General features: G+C 62.6%; 15 protein-coding genes. 2 read left to right on the top strand and 13 right to left on the bottom strand.

The window, feature by feature from the left end:
- Window positions 1–169: 169 nt before the first annotated feature.
- From IEX18_RS14715 to IEX18_RS14705, 3 genes are read right to left on the bottom strand one after another with little or no spacing between them, the layout of a single operon-like run.
- Entirely contained in the window at window positions 170–1,528 is a 1,359-nt protein-coding gene (locus tag IEX18_RS14715; RefSeq protein WP_188659521.1) for an HlyD family type I secretion periplasmic adaptor subunit, read from the bottom strand.
- Window positions 1,528–3,252 (bottom strand): type I secretion system permease/ATPase, encoded by a 1,725-nt coding sequence (locus IEX18_RS14710; protein ID WP_188659520.1) that lies wholly within the window; start codon window positions 3,250–3,252, stop codon window positions 1,528–1,530. The genes IEX18_RS14715 and IEX18_RS14710 overlap by 1 nt, the downstream gene beginning before the upstream one ends.
- 37 nt (window positions 3,253–3,289) lie before the next feature.
- Window positions 3,290–4,675, bottom strand: a complete 1,386-nt coding sequence (locus IEX18_RS14705) for a calcium-binding protein (protein WP_188659519.1) — start codon at window positions 4,673–4,675, stop codon at window positions 3,290–3,292.
- 597 nt (window positions 4,676–5,272) lie between these two features.
- Here IEX18_RS14705 and IEX18_RS14700 point away from each other — a divergent pair.
- Window positions 5,273–5,416 carry a hypothetical protein gene (locus tag IEX18_RS14700; protein ID WP_188659518.1) on the top strand — a complete coding sequence of 48 codons (144 nt, stop codon included), beginning with the start codon at window positions 5,273–5,275 and terminating at the stop codon, window positions 5,414–5,416.
- An 89-nt stretch (window positions 5,417–5,505) separates the two neighbouring features.
- Here the strand turns inward: IEX18_RS14700 and IEX18_RS14695 are convergent, their stop codons facing one another.
- The 5 genes from IEX18_RS14695 to IEX18_RS14675 form a co-directional block, all read right to left on the bottom strand.
- Complete coding sequence (locus IEX18_RS14695) at window positions 5,506–6,096, bottom strand: DUF305 domain-containing protein (protein ID WP_229664640.1); 591 nt, start codon at window positions 6,094–6,096, stop codon at window positions 5,506–5,508.
- Window positions 6,097–6,275: 179 nt separating this feature from the next.
- Entirely contained in the window at window positions 6,276–6,794 is a 519-nt protein-coding gene (locus IEX18_RS14690; protein ID WP_229664613.1) for a hypothetical protein, read from the bottom strand.
- A gap of 84 nt (window positions 6,795–6,878) precedes the next feature.
- A complete protein-coding gene (locus IEX18_RS14685; protein WP_308419352.1) occupies window positions 6,879–7,454 on the bottom strand; it encodes a c-type cytochrome in 576 nt (191 codons plus the stop codon).
- A 58-nt stretch (window positions 7,455–7,512) separates the two neighbouring features.
- A complete protein-coding gene (locus tag IEX18_RS14680) occupies window positions 7,513–8,736 on the bottom strand; it encodes a copper resistance protein B (RefSeq protein ID WP_188659517.1) in 1,224 nt (407 codons plus the stop codon).
- A complete protein-coding gene (locus IEX18_RS14675) occupies window positions 8,733–10,694 on the bottom strand; it encodes a copper resistance system multicopper oxidase (RefSeq protein WP_188659516.1) in 1,962 nt (653 codons plus the stop codon). Before IEX18_RS14675 ends, IEX18_RS14680 begins: the two co-directional genes overlap by 4 nt.
- 390 nt (window positions 10,695–11,084) lie before the next feature.
- Between IEX18_RS14675 and IEX18_RS14670 the strand changes: the two genes are divergently transcribed.
- On the top strand, window positions 11,085–11,723 hold the full coding sequence (locus IEX18_RS14670; protein WP_188659515.1) for a YgjV family protein: 639 nt from the start codon (window positions 11,085–11,087) through the stop codon (window positions 11,721–11,723).
- A 186-nt stretch (window positions 11,724–11,909) separates the two neighbouring features.
- On the opposite strand, the gene IEX18_RS18875 is transcribed toward IEX18_RS14670, so the two are convergent.
- The 5 genes from IEX18_RS18875 to IEX18_RS14645 all read right to left on the bottom strand — a co-directional run bounded on the left by IEX18_RS18875 (window position 11,910) and on the right by IEX18_RS14645 (window position 17,197).
- Window positions 11,910–12,140, bottom strand: a complete 231-nt coding sequence (locus tag IEX18_RS18875) for a leucine zipper domain-containing protein (protein ID WP_373284580.1) — start codon at window positions 12,138–12,140, stop codon at window positions 11,910–11,912.
- 130 nt (window positions 12,141–12,270) lie between these two features.
- Window positions 12,271–12,744, bottom strand: a complete 474-nt coding sequence (locus IEX18_RS14660) for an SRPBCC family protein (RefSeq protein WP_188659514.1) — start codon at window positions 12,742–12,744, stop codon at window positions 12,271–12,273.
- 411 nt (window positions 12,745–13,155) lie between these two features.
- Window positions 13,156–13,749, bottom strand: coding sequence for a c-type cytochrome (locus IEX18_RS14655; protein ID WP_188659513.1), 594 nt, complete (start codon window positions 13,747–13,749; stop codon window positions 13,156–13,158).
- Between the two features lie 62 nt (window positions 13,750–13,811).
- Entirely contained in the window at window positions 13,812–15,170 is a 1,359-nt protein-coding gene (locus IEX18_RS14650) for a copper resistance protein B (RefSeq protein ID WP_188659512.1), read from the bottom strand.
- On the bottom strand, window positions 15,170–17,197 hold the full coding sequence (locus IEX18_RS14645) for a copper resistance system multicopper oxidase (protein ID WP_188659511.1): 2,028 nt from the start codon (window positions 17,195–17,197) through the stop codon (window positions 15,170–15,172). Before IEX18_RS14645 ends, IEX18_RS14650 begins: the two co-directional genes overlap by 1 nt.
- Window positions 17,198–17,237: the final 40 nt, after the last annotated feature.

Genomic DNA, 17,237 nt, shown 5'->3' with positions numbered 1-17,237 from the left:
TAGGAACCCTCGAGTAATTTCCCGGCCGACACGCTCCGTGTCTGTTGGCAGAACTGGAGGTCACTCCAGCGCTCTGAATGCGGTTGCAACCTGAGTGTTCCGCTTCAGGCTTCGAAGCTATTGAGCTTTCGTACATCCGAGAGATGCGAATCATTCTGAAATCGGACTCTCAATGCTCCCGAAAGGACGACCAGAAGCTGCCCACCAGTGGCTCCAGCGCATAGTCGAGCGCTGTACGCCGGCGAAGCGGGATGAGGATCTGGGCGGGCATGCCAGCGCGAAGCGAGAAGCCTCGACCCCGCACCGCTTGCACGAGCCGCAGTTGATCGCGACCAACAGTCACCTCGCCGGTAAAGAAACTTTGGCCGCTCTTCTCATCGGTAAAGCTGTCCGCTGACAGCCTAGTCAGTGCCCCATGCAGGTTCGGCATAGTCCGGTCGTGAAGCCCGGAAAACTTCACGAGGGCTTCCTGCCCGACCGACAGGTCGTCGGCATCGTCGGGAGCAATCCGCACCTGAATAACGAGCGCAGCTCGCTCCGGAACGATGTCCATCAGCTTCTGCCCCGCAGCAACAACCCCGCCGGGGGTAAAAACCGACAATCCTATCACCGAGCCTGTCGCGGGAGCCCGGATCTCCGTCCTTGCTAACTGGTCGCGTGCGGCTGTCAGCTTGGGAAGAGTCTCGCCCAGTGCTGTTTCCACTTCTCGCAGCTCCGATGCCGTCCGCTCCCGAAAGCTGCGCTCCGCCTCCAGCACCTGGATCTCGTTCTCCCGTGCTGCGCCGCGTGTTTGCGCAACGCTGGCCACGTATTGACCGCGCTGCCCTCGAAGCTCAGCGCGAGTACGCTCGAGCTCGCGCATGCGCGTCTGCGACACGAAACCGCGTTCCGCGACCGGCTTCAATGCCGCGATCTGCGCATCAATCAGCCGAAGCTGCTCGCGCGCAGCAACTGCCTGCTCGCCATAGCCTCGCCCCTGTTCGCCCGATTGAACGACGCGCTGCCGCAAAGCACCACGTTGCGCGGCTAACACCGCCAGACGGGCATCGAGCTCCGTTTGCTGAAGACTCAAAGCTAGTGCGGCATTCGGCCGATCCTCGGCGGGAAGCGTCCCAAATTCAGCTGGCGGGGTAATGCGTGACCGACCGAACTGCTCGGCTTCCAGACGTGCTCGTTGCGCCAGAAGTCGGATCGCTTGGGACGCGAGAGCGCGCTCCTGCGCCTGGACGTCAGCGGCGGCGAGACGGAGCAGCAGCTGGCCGCGCCGTACCCGCCCACCTTCCCGCACGAATATGCCGCCGACCACGCCGCCGTCTCGGTGCTGGACGGCCTGACGCTGGCCGGATACCACCACCGTGCCGGGAGCATAGGCGGCTGCATCGAGCCGGGCGACGGCAGCCCAGCCCACAAAGATCCCAAAGAAACCAGCCGCAATCAGGGCGCCCGTTCGAATGTCCCGTGACGGATCCGCAACCTGTCGGAACGGCGGATCAGGAGCGTGCGGATGCGGCAGGATGCCTGTTGTCATCAGCTGTTCGCCGTGGCCGGCACTCGGCGCAGTCGCGCTGGTGCTATCTTGGGGAGCACGGCATCTCTCGGACCGAAGAGCTCGATGGCTCCTTCGCGCATGACCAGCATGCGGTCGACGACCGGCAGGATACCCCGTTTATGAGAGACGACCAGGATCGTGCGGCCCTCCGCCTTAAGCTGCGTCAAGGCCGTAAGCAGAGCTGCATCGCCCTCTGCATCGAGGTGGGCATTGGGTTCGTCCAGGATCAGGATGGAAGGATTGTCATAAACAGCCCGCGCCAGTGCGATGCGCTGCGTTTGACCGGCCGACAGGCCGCGGCCCCCCGGGGCGATACGGTGATCATAGCCGCCGGGTAGACGGCGGATGAGGTCATCGGCCCCGACCTTCTTGGCGGCGGCGATCACCGCAGAGTCGATCAGGGCGCGATCCTCTCCACGATCTGCGGCGAACCGAGCGATATTTTCAGAGATCGAGCCCGCGAGGAGCAGCGAATCCTGCGGCAAATAGCCTAGGTGTCGGGCGATCTGCTCTGGATCCCAGTCGCGGGCATCAGCGCCGTCGAAGCGAACCGTACCCCGGTCGGGCGTCAACGCTCCAGCAATAACACGAGCCAGCGTGGACTTGCCGGCGCCACTCGGACCCACGATGGCGACGACTTCACCCGGTGCGACGCGCAAAGAAACCGATCTCAGGGCCACGCTGTCCCGAGCCTCGTTGATTACGGTAATGCCTTCGAGGTCCAGTGCGCCAGTAGGGGCGGGGAGGCGCGTCGCATCAACGCCGACCGGCTCGTCGGCTAACAGAGCTTCGAGCTTGCGGAAACTTTGACGAGCCTGGGCGATCGGTCGCCAGGAGCCGACAAGTTGCTCGATCGGCGCCAGCGCGCGCGCGATCAGGAAGGAGGAGGCGAAGATGGCGCCGCCTGAAATCTGGTTGTCGACCGCGAGGAGCGCGCCCAAGCCCAAGGCCAGCGACTGAAGCGCGAGCCGGGCGAACCTGGTGACGGAGAGGTAAGTGCCGCCCTGGAAGCTGGCTCCCGTCTGCGCGACGAGCATGGCCTCCCGATGTCTCAGTTGGCGAGAGACCATCGCGCGACGCATGCCGAGCGCGCGCACGCTCTCGGCGGCAGCAAGAAGCGCCTCCTGGTTCAGATAGCTCGCATTGGCGATCGCCTGCGCCCTATCGAGACGCGTGCGAGTGGCACGCTCATTCGCCCAAGCGATAGCCGGCAGCACCAACCCACCCGCGAGAGCCAACAGTCCGATCAAAGGGTGCACGAGGAAGCAAACCAGAATGTAGATCGGTACCCAGGGCGCGTCGAAGACCGCAAGAACGCCCGGCCCGCTCAGCGTACCCTTAAGAGCGTCGAACTCCCGGATCGCCTGCCGGGCAAATGGTGCGTCAGGCCGGCCCAGCGTCGCGTCGAGGACGAGGGGAGCGAGTACGGCGTCGAGTTGGGCGCCGGCCCTCACCAGGAGCCGGATGCGGATTCGATCGAGCAGGGCTAACGTCGCGAGCGCCAAGAGGAGGGCAAGAGTGACGAATGCGAGCGTCTGCAATCCTTGCGTCGGGACCACCCTGTCGTAGACCTGCAACATGTACAGCGTCGGCGCGATGTAAAGCAGGTTGACCAAGGCGCTGAAGACGGCCGCCGCCACGAAATGGCGGCGACACAGCGCGAATGCCGCGACCGGGCCGCTGCGAAAAGGCTGATCGATCATTGCCGTTCGACAGGGCTCCGGGCGCGGCGGGTACACATCAGGCGAACAACAGCTCGGTGCCGGCGTAGGTGATCGCCGGATTGTTGACGAAGCCACCGCCCTCGACGCTGCTGAACATGAAATCGTCCTGCGACATGTCGGCGACGTGAATCCCTTCGATCAGGATCGAACCTCTGCCCGCATCGGTGGCCCAGGAGACCAGCACGCCGTTGCTTTGATCCTGCACCTTCACTTGATTCGGCAGGATGTCCTCGAAGGCGATATGGTCGAAGGCACCGGGTCCTGCGTCAAAGCCACTGAAGATCACGTCATTGCCGCTGTCGGGCCGAACAACGAACGCGTCGGCACCGTCGCCACCGTTGAGGCGATCGTTGCCTGTCCCCCCATCGATCATGTCGTGTCCAGCGCCACCGTAGATGATGTCGTCACCGGCTTCGCCCATCAGCCCGTCAGCCATCGCGCCGCCATAGAGCTGATCGGCGCCATCGCCACCCTTGAGCATGTCGCTGCCGTCGCCGCCATCCAGCACGTCGGCACCTGCTCCGCCTTCGAGATGATCGTCGCCGGCGCCGCCGTATAGTTTGTCGTTACCGCCGAGTCCGAAGAACACATCGCGATCATCGGTGGCCTGGAAGACGTCGCCCCGCGCCGATCCGTACCTTACGTCGAAATCGTCGAAGCTGTACGCGACGCTCGGATTGGTCTCGCCGGACACAGCCGGCGCCGAAACATCTCCGCCCTCGCTTTTCGCGTAGCTAATCGCTTGCAGCCGATCTGCACTGGGGCTTGCCGGCTGCAGCACATAGCGGTCGTCAGTGAACATGAAATCGTTTTGAGCGAGTTCGCTCTTCTCAACGCCGACGAGCAGGACGGAACTCTTGCCGTCGTTCCAGCTCACCCGCGTACCGAGCGCCGTCTCCTCAAACCGAAGCTCCTCGGGCGCGATGTCGCGCAAAGCCAGGTGATCGAACATACCCGGGCCAGGGGTAAAATCGTAGATGATGTCGTTGCCACTGTCGCGATCGACGACAAACGCATCAGCGCCTCGACCGCCGAATAGAATATCGTCGCCCTTACCCCCTTCGACGTCGCCATGCCCGTCACCTTCGTTCAGAATGTCGCGATCGTCGCCGCCCCGCAAGGTGTCGTCCATGGCGCCGCCGAGCAGCACATCCATCCCGGCACCACCGTCGAGATGATTCATGCCGTTGCCGCCGAGCAGCACGTCGTTGCCTCTGCCGCCCCACAATGCATCGTCCATTGCGCCGCCGGTCAGGACATCGGAGCCACCGCGACCGAAGGCGATGTTCATCTTCGACCCTTGGCCGAATTGGACGTCGGAGCCGTTATCTCCGATCGACAGCTTGTAATCATCGATCACGCGATCGACCCGCAGTGAGTCTCGATCCTGTTTCCGCGCCATGACCTGACCTCCTGATGTAATCCCCGTCGGTAAGGCGACGGATTGCGTCAGAATACTGCGGGAAAGACAAGGTTCCCACTCGGCGTGGAATAAGTAAATTGCGAGATCCAGAAGGTGTGGGCGGAAGCCAGATTACAACATCGATTAGAACTACTATAGATGCGCACAGAAAATCACCGCTTAGCGACCCGCTTACTTGCCTGGTCTTTAAACGGTGTGCTTTTGAACAGGCGGACGACCATCAAGGTCGATCGATGACCGTTCTTCACCTCCTATAAGCGTATACGCGCACAGCCAGCTGAGCCCTCACTCCCGGCAAAACTTTTTTCTGCGCTACGATCGCACCCGCGGCGACGAGAAGGGGCCGGACCACTACTGGCTGGTGCCGCGATTGGAGTTCGGCTCCGCACGCAACCTTCAGCTCACCGTCGAGGCCTCTATCGGATCAGCAACGCCACGCAGACGAAAGAAGGCGAGGCGACCGGCCAAGTGCTCTACAACTTCAACAATGAGGGCGAGTTCGCGCCGGCCTTGGAGGTATAGGCGGGTGTCAGCAAACACTTAGGACAGGACGGCCGCGACGGCTCGGAAACGAGCTTGGCGCTGCTCGCCATCAAGTCGATCGGATCGTTCGGCCGAAGCTACGTTCCGCGCTGGGTCAGCATCGCCTATGCGCAGCCGATCGCCAACGACTTCGTGCTGGTCGCCAACGTGTATCGCGAAACCCAAGATTTCGCCTGATAATCGGGTTCCAGCGGTCGCTAAGCTTCCCTTAGTCACGACCCCGCTGACGAGTAAGCCGGGACGCGCACTCGCGTTCCGGCCTGCTCTTATCGGATCGGCTGAAGCGTGTTGATGCCGGTGCTCTCGTCGGTTTCGGGCACGGGCGGGGGAACCTGCTTGTCGCGGTAGGAGGGCAGGTCGGGCGCGTTGTCTGGCGTCGGGTTGGCCTCGAGCCGCGCGATGTAGCGCTTCATTTGCGCGATCTCGCGGACCTGCGCGTCGATGATGCCGTCGGCGAGTCTGCGAACCTCCGGGTCCTTGATGTGGGCCCGCTCGCTGGTCATGATCGCAATCGAGTGGTGCGGGATCATCGCCCGCATGTAGCTTACATCGCTGACCGTCTCCTGGCTGCGCACCAGCCAGAGCGTGAGCGCGAACACGATGATGCTGCCGACGACGATGCCGATGTTGGCGCGCATGTTCTTGTACATGCCCCACATCAAGCCGATCATGATCAGCGCCATCGTCGCGCCCATCACGAACGCCATCCACATGCGAGTCTGACTGTATTCGACATGACTCAGCGCATAGGTGTTCAGATACATCAGGCCATACATCACGATCGTCGACGTCGCGATCATCGCCGCGAAGCGGCCGTAGCCCATGCCCATCATCATCTTGTCTTGCTTGTCATCCATCATGCGTTTTCCTGCTGGAGTGTTGATCGCCCCCCGGCAGATCGTCGCAGTCGCATGGGCCAACGCATGTAGAGGAGGACGGCTCCCCCCAGCCTAAGCGCCAGCCCGCCAATCGCGAACACAAATAACGACGGCGTGTTGGGATTCTCGTGATTCTTCCAGTCCATGATGTGCAGACCTTAGAAGAAATCATAGAGCCGCCAGGTTTTGGTGCGGACCGCCGCGATGCGACCGGTCGAAACCGGGATGAAAACACGCGTCGCGTCGGGGTCCGCAAAGGCGACCCGCCACGCTGGGAGCGCACCTCTGTACTCGGCGCTTGCGTTGGCCACCAGCGTCGCGCGCGTCGCAGGCCGGGCCGTCCCACGCCAGGCGTCGCGCGCGATCTCCTCGGCACCGCCCGCGTCGAGCGGCGGAAGCGGCGAGGCGGTGATCGCATCGACGAGCGTGACGCCCTTTGCCGTCAGCACTTCGGCAACTGGTTTGCTTCCAAGCATCCGGATGGTGATGCTCTGGACCGGCTCTCCGACGGACCGCAAATATTCCGATGGTACGGCGAGCCCGACCCCCGGGTTCAGCGGCATGACCGTGGTGCGGTCGACGAGGTGGTCGCCGTGGACGCGGTCGATAGGCAAAAAGCTCATCAGCGCGCCGCTCGCGAACCAGAGCAGAAGCTGCGCGCCGACGACGATGGCCAACCATTTGTGCGCGCGGCTGGCAAGCAGATGCAGCCTCGCGCGCGGGCTCCTCATAGAGTTGTGCCCGAGCGTGTCGCGCGGATCTCAGTCATGTCCATGCGGCGCTGCGGGCATTGCCATCCCCTTCATGCCGCCCATGTCCTTCATCATTTCATCGTGCTCAGCCGGCGCACCGGCGATCAGGGTCTTGTATTCCTCGCCGGTCATGCCTGGAAGCTTGCGAACGAACGCAACCATGTCCCAGATCAGCGGGTCGGGATGGGTCTTGCCCCATGCCGGCATCGCGCTCAGCTTCACGCCATGCTTGATGATCCAAAATTGCTGCGCGGGCGAAAGATCGGCGGTTTCGGCGAGCTCGGGTGCTCGCGGATAGAGGCCCTGGCTCATCTCGCTGCGCTCCACGCCCGGTCCCAGATGGCAGCCTGAGCACATTTCTTTGTAAAGCGCAGCGCCCGACGATATGCGTTTGGCATCGGCGAGATTGCCCGGCACCGCGATGTTTCGCGAGCGGACGGCAATCGAACGCTCGCGCAGACCGTCGAGCATGGCATAGACTGGGCGGGTGTGCGGAGCGTCGGCGGCGATATTATAGGCGCCGAAATAGATGAAACCCGCCGCAGCGATGACCAGCACAACCGTGGCGATCGCGACGAAGGTCAAGCTGGGAAAATGGTGCCTTATTCTTGCGCGGTCCATCATTCCCTCCCTTTATCGAACGTCAGAACCAGAGCCGAACGCCGGCAACGAAGCTCGTGACCGTCGGATCCTCACCGTCCGCACGTGCATAGCGGGCGGTTTGCCCGGTTTTCGCTGAGTAGGAGACACCGATATATGGGGCGAACTGCCGCGTGATCTCGTAGCGAAGCCTAAGGCCAAGCTCGGCGCTCGACAGACCCGCGCCCGTGCGCGTCTCGCGTACATCCTGCGCGGCCAGATTGAACTCGACCCGCGGCTGCAAAACCACCCGCTGTGTGATGCGCTGGTCGTAATAGCCTTCCAGTCGGCCGAGTAGGTCGCCCTTGTCCGACAGGAACAGCGCGCCCTCGACCTCGAACCAATAGGGCGCTAGACCCTCGAAGCCGACGGTCGCGTAGGTGGTCGGCCGGCCCGGCTTGAAGTCGTGGCGGACACCGCCCTGCAGGTTGAAATAGGGGCCGATCGCACGGCTGTAGAGCGCCTGGATCTCCGCTGCTTCGACGCCTTGACGGAACGCGCCTTCGCCTTCCGACTTCAGCCACAGTCGGTTGATGTCGCCGCCGATCCAGGCCTCGCCGTCCCAACGATATCCATCGCGCCCTTTGCGCGCCTGAAATTCGGCGAGATTGAACATGACCTGATAGTTGGTCTGGCCGCCCTGCTCCCGCATCATGTCGCGCCGCGCCGCCGCCATGTCGTGAGCGGGAAAGAGCTTCTCCGCATAATGGTCTATTGGCGGCTGCGGCGCGGGGGCGGTGCCGGCGGGCAGGTTCGTTCCCGTTTGTGCCATGCCGGACATCGCCGACATGTCGTGACCTGCTTGGCCGGCAGGCATGTCCATTCCGGGCATCGACGACGCCCCCGTTTGAGACTGCATGCCGGGCATGGAACCATGGTCCATCCCTTCCATCGTGCCCGACTGCGCCGGCGCGGCGGGCATCGTCATCGCGCCATGATCCATCCCGGTCATGGCGGGTTGCGCCGGAGTGGCCGACATTCCGGGCATGTCGCTCATGGATTGATCGCCGGGTTTCGTGGCCGACGTACGGGTAGACGACCTTTTCGCCGGAGCCGCCTTTTTCGCTGGGAACTTCTTCGTTGCCGTCGGTTTTTTGGGCGCCGGTTTCTTCGCAGGCATCGGCATCGACATGCCGGGCATGCCCTGCATCGACTGTCCCTGCGCGGGTGCGGCAACTAGAGCAGCGAGGGCGGTGGTGGCCGCGAGCGCGGCGGCGAGCCGGATCATGCCGCCTCTCCCTTCGGCCGGACGCTGACGACGCGCATCATCCCGGCGTGCATGTGGTAGAGGAGGTGGCAGTGGAACGCCCAGTCGCCCACCGCGTCGGCGGTGAAATCCCACGTGACCTTGCCGCCCGGCTGCACGATGACGGTGTGCTTGCGCGGTGCGCGGTCGCCATGCCCCGTGACCAATTCGAAAAAGTGCCCGTGAATGTGGATCGGATGCCCCATCATGCTGTCGTTGATGAGGTTCACGCGGACGCGCTCGCCCTCGATAAACGGGATCGGCTCGTGAACGTCCGACATTTTCTCGCCGTCGAACGACCACATGAACCGCTCCATGTTGCCGGTCAGGTGGATGTCGATGCTGCGCGAGGGCGCGCGCACGTCCGGGTTACGCTCGAGCGCCATGAGGTCGCGGTAGGTCAGCACTTTGTGGCCGACATCCTCCAGACCCTGGCCGGGCTCGCCGGTGCGGTCCATCGGCATCGGCGAGATGGTCTGAACGCCGGGTCCCTTCTTGACCTGCGGCGCCTTGGAGAAGTCGCGCATCTTCATCGAGCCCATATCCATGGAGCCCATGTCCATCGAGCCATGGTCCATCCCGGGCATGCTGCCCGACTGCGCCGGCATCGTGCCGTGATCCACGCCAGCCATGGCGCCTCCGTCAGCAGTCATGCCCGAATGGTCCATCGGCATTGCGCCATGATCCATCCCGGGCATGGCGGCGGCGCCCGCGGCCATCGCGGTGCTCGCGAGCTTCGCCGACGGGTTCTTCTCGGCAGTCAGATCGACCCCGCGCATCGCACCACCGGACATATCCATGCCCTGCATGCCGCCCATCGACATGTCGCCCATGCCCATGTCCTTCATGGTCGCAATAGGCCGCTTCCTGAGCGGCGGAACCTCTGCAGCCATGCCCGCCCGCGGCGCGAGCGTCGCCCGCGCCATGCCCGAGCGGTCGACGGCCTCCCCGACAAGGGTGAACGCCTTGTCCTCCATCGGGGTGACGATCGCGTCGTAGGTTTCGGCGACGCCGATCTGAAATTCCTCGACCTCGACCGGCATGACGTTCTGGCCATCGGCCTGGACGATCGTCAACCTGAGTCCAGGAATGCGGACGTTGAAGGTTGTCATCGCCGAAGCGTTGATAACGCGTAGCCGCACTCGCTGGCCGGGTGTAAACAGCGCCGTCCAGTTGTCGAACGGGCCATGGCCGTTTACCAGATACGTGTACGCGGGCCCGGTTGCGTCCGACACGTCAGTCGGGTCCATGCGCATCTTGCCCCAGTCGAAGCGTTCCTTCTGCGTCTGGTCGCGCCCGGCGAGCAGACCGGCCAATGTCTGCCGCTGAAAATTGAAATGGCCGGGATCGACCTTCATTCGCCTGAAGATGCCCTCGGGCGAAATCTGGCTGTGGTCGGAAAGTACAATCACATGCTCACGGTCATATTTGACCGGATCCTCGCCGGCCGGATCGATAACGATCGGACCGTAATGGCCGAGCTGCTCCTGCAGCCCGGAATGGCTATGATACCAATAGGTGCCGTTCTGCCGCACCGGGAATTCGTAAAGATAACTCGAACGACCCTTGATCCCGGGAAATGAGACGCCGGGGACGCCATCGAACTGAGGGGGCACGAGCAGCCCGTGCCAATGAATCGAGCTGTCTTCCGCAAGGTCATTGACGACATTTAGCCTAACGTTTTGGCCCTCACGCAGCCGGATGAGCGGCGCCGGCACCGTGCCGTTGATGCCGATCGCTGGCGACGACCGCCCGTCGATCATCATTGTCTGCCGGGCGATGCGCAACGTGATATCATTGCCCGATACGGTCGGGAGCGGCGTGGTGATGCCCGCCGACACCGGCTGCGCCCAAGCCGGAAAATAACTGGACAGCGCTAGGCTGCCTCCGACAACGGCGCTGCCGCGTATGAACTGACGTCGACTATATGGATGCTGCATGGTCTCTCTGGCCTGACGAGCGTTCTGTATTCTCCTAGGGATACGCGGCCCGCGCGCGCGTCCCTCATAAAAGTTCCCGACCGAGCAATTCGTTGCCGAACTTGTCGAGCAGCGGTAGCTCATTCGCTCCCGCGGAGCACCGGGGCGGTGTCTCTGCGTGTCCATCGTTCCATCGGCCAGGCCGCGGGTGTCCGCATGCGGGAATGCGCACAGTCTGAAAAGGATTAGCGCAATGCGGGTCCCGGGCGCGGCGACAACCCGGTCAGACCGGCTGATGACAAATTTTGGTGGTATGCGGGCTCGAACACGCCGATTAGGGTCATCGGCCGCAACGTAGTTTTAACCTCATTTCTTCACCACGACCTCGAAGAGACTCTTTTGGGGGATGTGATGACGCTGAGCGCCTGGGACACCGTTGCGAAAACCGACAGTCTGGCACTGATCTGCGGTGCCATTGCTCTGGTTTGCGTCATGTCGTGGCCCTATGCGGCAAGTTACCGCAAGACGGTGGCAGTGCAAAGTCTAGGCGCGGCAGCATTTTCGGTGCAATTCGCGTGCTTGGGCGCTTGGACAGCTTCGGCAACCTCGATCCTGTCCCTCACGCAACTGGTTTGCGTGGCTATGATTGGCGGCCGCAGGTGCGTGCGCGCGGTTTGCGGTTTCAGCATTGTCGCGCTTATCGCCATCACCATTTTAACGTGGCATGGGACGCCATCGCTGCTTGCGGTATGCGGAAGCCTCGCGGGATCGCTCGCGCGGGTGCAAAAGTCTACCACCCGCATGAAGATCATCTTCGTGCTCGGGGCGCCGTTCTGGATCCTTCACAACATTGCGGTGGGCGCGATCTTCGCGCTCTGCGTCGATGCGGTGTCGGTTGCCGGCAACGTCTCCAGTTTGAAGCGAACTGCTCGCCGCAACGCGCGACCGCTCCTTGATCCGCTCCGGCTTGCACAGCGCATGTTCGAGGTGCCCCCGGCTGCCACCGTCTCCTCGACTTGGGCTAAGACCCTACGTTTTGGCTACGCTTAAGTAGACAAATAAACGGCATCGGAGCTCAAAACCCTGGATCGACGATCAATTATTGGGCAATATCTGGAAACCGACGTCTCGTGCCGGTCGCATCTACCGGGCTAGTCGGTTCAAACCTTCCAGCAGTCGCGCGCGCGACAGATGCGCCTATCGACGGCCTTTGAGGTGATGGCGAAGACCTCGGTTTTAGCCTGGCTTCAGCCTTTGATCGTTCACAGCACGGAGGGTTTTTCCAGCGTCGATGACTTGGTCGCGAACATCGGCGGATGTGGCACGCGGCATCCGCCGGGGACGCGGACTGCGATCGAGAAGGCCGGCTCGGCCCTCGGCCCGGTAGCGTGCCAGCCACTTGGCCACCGTTCGGCACGATGACGCGCCGCTCAATCTCGGCTCGACAAAAGGGCGCGTTTCGGGCATCCCTATGAATGGAACTCAGTCAATTGTCGAAGCTGATTTGTCGCAACATCAGGCTTGTCCGGCCACCCCGGATGAACAATCTCTGGAAAGCTCACACCTAAAGCTTTCTACGTCGGATTTGCCACCGGCATTATCCCGAGCCGCCATGCGACGGCAATGCGGGTCGCGCGAGAGCTTTTCCCTTTTGCAGCCGATCCTGCAGTGCTCGATCCGTTCGCTCCAGATAGCGCATCACTCGCCGCCGGATCATCAGCTGCGCAGAGTGCGCTAGCCATCCGCTGAGACGCACCTCGTGCAGAACCTGCGCGCCATCTACCAAAGCGATAATCTGGTAGGTTTCGTCGATCCATAAGAAACGGCGAATGCCAAGACGCCAACCGATCAGTTGGGCAGGTAGATACCAGATGACCCGGGCGGGAAGCATCGGTTGGTCGGGGCCCGGCCTCAGCGCAGTTGGCTCGATCGCCAGGGTAGCGTTAAACTCGGCGTCGCCGTGCATCGCAACCAAGGGATGCCATTCGCGATACACCGCAAAATTACTGAGAAGCATCCAGACGTCGCCCACCGACGCCTTGGTGTCGATCGTCGTAATCATCTGACGCATAATTCTGTCTTTCCGCCAATTACGCCGTTGCAATACCGCCTTTGCTGTTTCCGCCGATCATAAGCCGGCAGGCACAGAGCGTCTGACGTGATCCCAGTCTTCCATCCGGCGGCAACCGGATACTTGACGGGTCCTGAGGGTCCCCGGTTCTTCATCGGGGTAGAATGCGAGTTTTCGGCCTGGATGGCGGGGCAGCAGAACGCGCCCTGCTTTAGGCACTTCGCCATCAGTCAAAGCCGAGTACCGTCCACCACACCAGTTTGTCTCTAGCCGCGCGCGTCGCCTGCAGCACGTAGACTACGCCTGACAACGGTCCGCGTCGCTCGCGGCCTTTATCAAAGCGACAAGCGCATCCGCTCCCTTGCGGGATTCCACGGGCCTGTTCGCCATTCTAGCTTTGGAAACCTTGTTTCATTTACCACTCGTGGCCGACCCCATTTGCTTCATCATGGCGTCGTGATCCGCTGGCGCCCCGGCTACCAGCTCCCGATACTCCCCAGGTGAAAGGCTCGGTAGTTTGCGGACAAACGCGACCATGTCCCAGATCAGCGGATCGGAATGCGTCTTTCCCCATGCCGGCATCGCGCTGAGCTTTACGCCATGCTTGATGATCCAGAACTGTTCGGCTGGCGACATCGGGTGGGCCTTCGCAAGCTCCGGCGCCTGCGGATAAAGACCGTGACTCAGCTCCGACCGCTCGACCCCCGGTCCAAGATGGCAACCTGAACACATCTCACCGTAAAGCCCAGCACCCGTCGCTATGCGCTGGGGAGATGCCAGATCCGCGGGCGCAGAGATCCCGCTGGCGCGCACCGATATCGAACGCTCTCGCAGGCTGTCGATCAGCGCATAAACGGGTCGGATGTGAGGCGCGTCAGCTCCGATATTGTAGAGGCCGAAATAGACAAATGAGGTGCCGAGCAAGACAATCATCACCCCAAGCAGCGCTAAAAATGTCCAACTTGGAAGATGACGTTTCCACGTATATTCGCGTTCTCTGGTCATCAGACGCTCCACGACCGCATTATGTCTTAGTCACGATTTCGGTTCGAGCAGCCCTACGAGGTTCAGAACCAAGTCCGCACGCCTGCGACGAAGCTAAACCCTCCTGTTTCTTGATTGCGCAAGCGGGAGAAGCGGCGCGTATCGCCGAACTGACGCTCCCACGAGATGCCGATATATGGCGCGAACTCACGCCTAACTTCGTAGCGAAGCCGCAGACCCAACTCTGCGTCGACCAGCCCCGAGCCGTACCCTTCGGCACGTACGTCTTGAGCCGACAAGTTGAACTCGGCGCGCGGCTGCAGGATCAGCCGCTGCGTGACACGCTGGTCGTAGTAACCCTCGATGCGCCCGAGGACGTCGCCCCTGTCCGAAAGGAACAGCGCACCTTCCACATCGAAATTGTTCGGAGCCAACCCCTCGATGCCGATGGTCGCGTAAGTACGAGACGGGTTGGGTTTGATGTCGTACCGTAGACCTCCCTGGACGAACCAATACGGCCCAATCGATCGCGAATAGACTGCTTGGATTTCGGCGCTCTCGAGGCCTTCACGGAAGGCACCTTCGCCCTCAGTCTTGAGTGTCAGACGATTGATGTCGCCGCCATACCAAGCCTCACCGTCCCAGCGGTAACCGTCACGGCCTTTTTTCGCCTGATATTCAGCGAGATTGAACAGCACCATGTAGAAGGACTGCCCACCTGTCTCGGTCCGGAGGTCCGCGCGCGCGCCCCTCATCGCCTCCGGATCCCAAATCAGGTCGGCCGCGTGATCGCTGGGCGGTGGCGGTGCCGTCGTGCTGCCGGTCACGGGCTTCACGGTCCCGCTCGGCCCCATTTTCATGCCTGCCATGCCGCCGTGGTCCATGCCGGGCATTTGGCTATGGTCCATGCCCTGCATCTGCCCGTTTTCCATGCCCTGCATGGCGGACATGTCATGGCCCGGCATCGGCTGAGCAGCCTGTCCGCCGCTCGGGCTCATCCCCGGCATCGCTGACATGTCGTGGCCGGCGTGGGGGTCAGCCGCTGGCTGCTGGCCCATTTCCATGCCGGGCATCGCCGACATGTCATGTCCTTGCGCCGGCTGATCAGGCGCGGCCTGAGTGCTGCTCGATTCCATGTTCATGCCCGGCATGTCGGCCATGTTGTGCCCCGCATGGGGATCGGCTGCCGGGCTCGCCCCAGCCACGGGCTTGCTCGCTTGGGGCGAGCGCGGCGGAGCGGCGCGTGCGCGCCTCGGGGCGGACCGCTTGCGTGACGCCGAGCTGACGGAAGTTTTGGGCTTCGCCTTCGGCTTGGCCGCGGGCTTCGATCCCATCTTCATGCCGGGCATCTGCATACCCGGCATGTTGCTGTGGTCCATCGATTGCGCGGTGGCGGGTACGCCGAGGCCAAGCAGCGGCAGCGCCAGGAACACGGCACGCATCAACCTGCTCCTCCTGGCCCAGGAAGAGTTCTCGGCGCGTCCAGCGGGCGCACGGTCACGACCTGCATCATGCCGGCGTGCATGTGGTAGAGAAGGTGGCAGTGAAACGCCCAATCGCCTGGCGCGTCCGCCGTCAGGTCGAACATCGCGATGCCGCCCGGCTGCACCATGACCGTGTGCTTGCGGGGCGCGAAGTCCCCATGGCCCGTCACCAGTTCGAAGAAGTGGCCGTGAAGGTGGATCGGGTGTGACATCATCGTGTCGTTCACCAGCTTGATCCGGACGCGCTCGCCTTTGGTGAACGGGATCGGGTCCTTGATCTCCGACAGCTTCTCGCCGTCGAAGCCCCACATGTAGCGCTCCATGTTGCCGGTGAGATGTATTTCCATCTCGCGGTCGGGCGGGCGCGTGTCGGGGTTGCGCTCGGTCGCGACAAGGTCGGTATAGACCAGCACCTTGTGGCCGACCCGCTCCATCCCCTGGCCGGGTTCGTCCATACGATACTCGGGCATGGGCGAGATGGTCTGGACGCCGGGGCCGCGTTTCACCTGCGGTGCCTTCGAAAAATCGCGCATGTTCATGGCGCCCATGTCCATGCCCGCCATGTCGCCATGGTCCATTCCAGCCATGGCGGAACCAGGGTCAACGCTCTGCATGCCAGCCATACCGGCCATGCCCGTCATCCCGGACGCCGTCGATGCGCTCGAATGGCCCATCGCCGCATGGTTCATGCCTGCCATCCCGCTCATAGGTTGCTGCGAAGCAGCGGAAGACGCGGACGCCGCAGAACCGCTCCAGCCCGTCAGCTTCGCCAGCTTGGCCGATCGATTCTTTTCGACAGTCGGATCCACCGGTCGCCCGGAGGAACCCTCCATACCATCCATGCTGCCCGTGGTCTGGTCGCCCATGTTGCCCATGCCCATGTCGCGCATCGTCGCGAGTGGGCGGGCGCGCAGAGGCGGAACGGGCGCGCTCATGCCCGCGCGCGGCGCTAGCGTCGCGCGGGCCATGCCGGAGCGGTCGACCGACTCCGCAACGAGCGTGAATGCCTCGGGCTGGGCCGGCTCGACGATGACGTCGTAGGTTTCGGCGACACCGATCTGGAACTCGTCCACCGGAACCGGCCGGACATTCTGCCCGTCGGCCTGCACCACCGTCATTCTCAGGCCGGGAATTCGAACGTCGAAGTGCGTCATCGCCGAGGCGTTGACGAAGCGCAGCCGCACCCGCTCGCCAGGCGTGAATAGCGCGGTCCAATTGTCGAACGGGCCGTAGCCGTTGACGAGATAGGTGTAGGTCGAGCCGGTCACGTCGGAGGAGTCCGCGGGGTCCATGCGCATTTTGCCCCAGTCCCAGCGCTCCTTGAACGGCTGATCGGCACCGGCAAGGAGACCAGCGAGCGTTTGGCGCTGATAGTTGAAGTAGCCCGACTGCTGCTTCAGCTTCCGCATGATGGCGTGTGGATGCATTGGGCTATGATCGCTAAGCACGATTACGTGCTCGCGATCGGATTGGATCGGGTCCGGGCCTTCTGGGTCGACGACGATTGGGCCGTAATGACCAAGCTGCTCCTGCAGACCAGAATGGCTGTGATACCAGTAAGTGCCCGACTGGATCACCGGAAACTCGTAGACAAAGGTCTTGCCGGCACCGATGCCCGGGAAGCTGACACCGGGCACGCCGTCATACTGGAAGGGGACCAGAAGCCCGTGCCAGTGGATTGAGGTATCCTCGTCTTTCAAACCGTTCGTGACGGAAAGACGTACGTTTTGGCCCTGACGCAAGCGAACGAGGGGACCCGGTACGGTGCCGTTCAAGCCGATCGCATGCTGCTCGCGTCCATCGATGGTCATCATCATGTGCGCGATGGTAAGGTTGATGTCCGGTCCGACCACCGTAGGCAGCGGCTTGAGAATGCCGCCGGACACCGGTTGCGCCCAGGCGGGCATATACCCCGCCATGGCCAAGCTACCGCCTGTGACGGCGGCACCACGAAGCAGCTCGCGACGATTCAAGGCGTGTGTCATTCGTTCCATGCCATGACTGAGGAATGGGCTACTAACTTGT

Origin of the sequence: Sphingomonas metalli (assembly GCF_014641735.1) — a bacterium.
Lineage (GTDB): Bacteria > Pseudomonadota > Alphaproteobacteria > Sphingomonadales > Sphingomonadaceae > Sphingomonas > Sphingomonas metalli.
Note: the sequence above shows the minus strand (reverse complement) of the source record. Positions and strands in the feature narration are given on the sequence as shown.

What these genes read in the sequence shown, in the direction of transcription:
- IEX18_RS14650 (WP_188659512.1), bottom strand. Translation starts at nt 15,170, where the DNA reads ATGCGTGCCGTGTTCCTGGCGCTGCCGCTGCTTGGCCTCGGCGTACCC.
- IEX18_RS14715 (WP_188659521.1), bottom strand. Translation starts at nt 1,528, where the DNA reads ATGACAACAGGCATCCTGCCGCATCCGCACGCTCCTGATCCGCCGTTC.
- IEX18_RS14655 (WP_188659513.1), bottom strand. Translation starts at nt 13,749, where the DNA reads ATGACCAGAGAACGCGAATATACGTGGAAACGTCATCTTCCAAGTTGG.
- IEX18_RS14660 (WP_188659514.1), bottom strand. Translation starts at nt 12,744, where the DNA reads ATGCGTCAGATGATTACGACGATCGACACCAAGGCGTCGGTGGGCGAC.
- IEX18_RS18875 (WP_373284580.1), bottom strand. Translation starts at nt 12,140, where the DNA reads ATGCCCGAAACGCGCCCTTTTGTCGAGCCGAGATTGAGCGGCGCGTCA.
- IEX18_RS14705 (WP_188659519.1), bottom strand. Translation starts at nt 4,675, where the DNA reads ATGGCGCGGAAACAGGATCGAGACTCACTGCGGGTCGATCGCGTGATC.
- IEX18_RS14675 (WP_188659516.1), bottom strand. Translation starts at nt 10,694, where the DNA reads ATGCAGCATCCATATAGTCGACGTCAGTTCATACGCGGCAGCGCCGTT.
- IEX18_RS14680 (WP_188659517.1), bottom strand. Translation starts at nt 8,736, where the DNA reads ATGATCCGGCTCGCCGCCGCGCTCGCGGCCACCACCGCCCTCGCTGCT.
- IEX18_RS14710 (WP_188659520.1), bottom strand. Translation starts at nt 3,252, where the DNA reads ATGATCGATCAGCCTTTTCGCAGCGGCCCGGTCGCGGCATTCGCGCTG.
- IEX18_RS14670 (WP_188659515.1), top strand. Translation starts at nt 11,085, where the DNA reads ATGACGCTGAGCGCCTGGGACACCGTTGCGAAAACCGACAGTCTGGCA.
- IEX18_RS14695 (WP_229664640.1), bottom strand. Translation starts at nt 6,096, where the DNA reads ATGGATGACAAGCAAGACAAGATGATGATGGGCATGGGCTACGGCCGC.
- IEX18_RS14645 (WP_188659511.1), bottom strand. Translation starts at nt 17,197, where the DNA reads ATGACACACGCCTTGAATCGTCGCGAGCTGCTTCGTGGTGCCGCCGTC.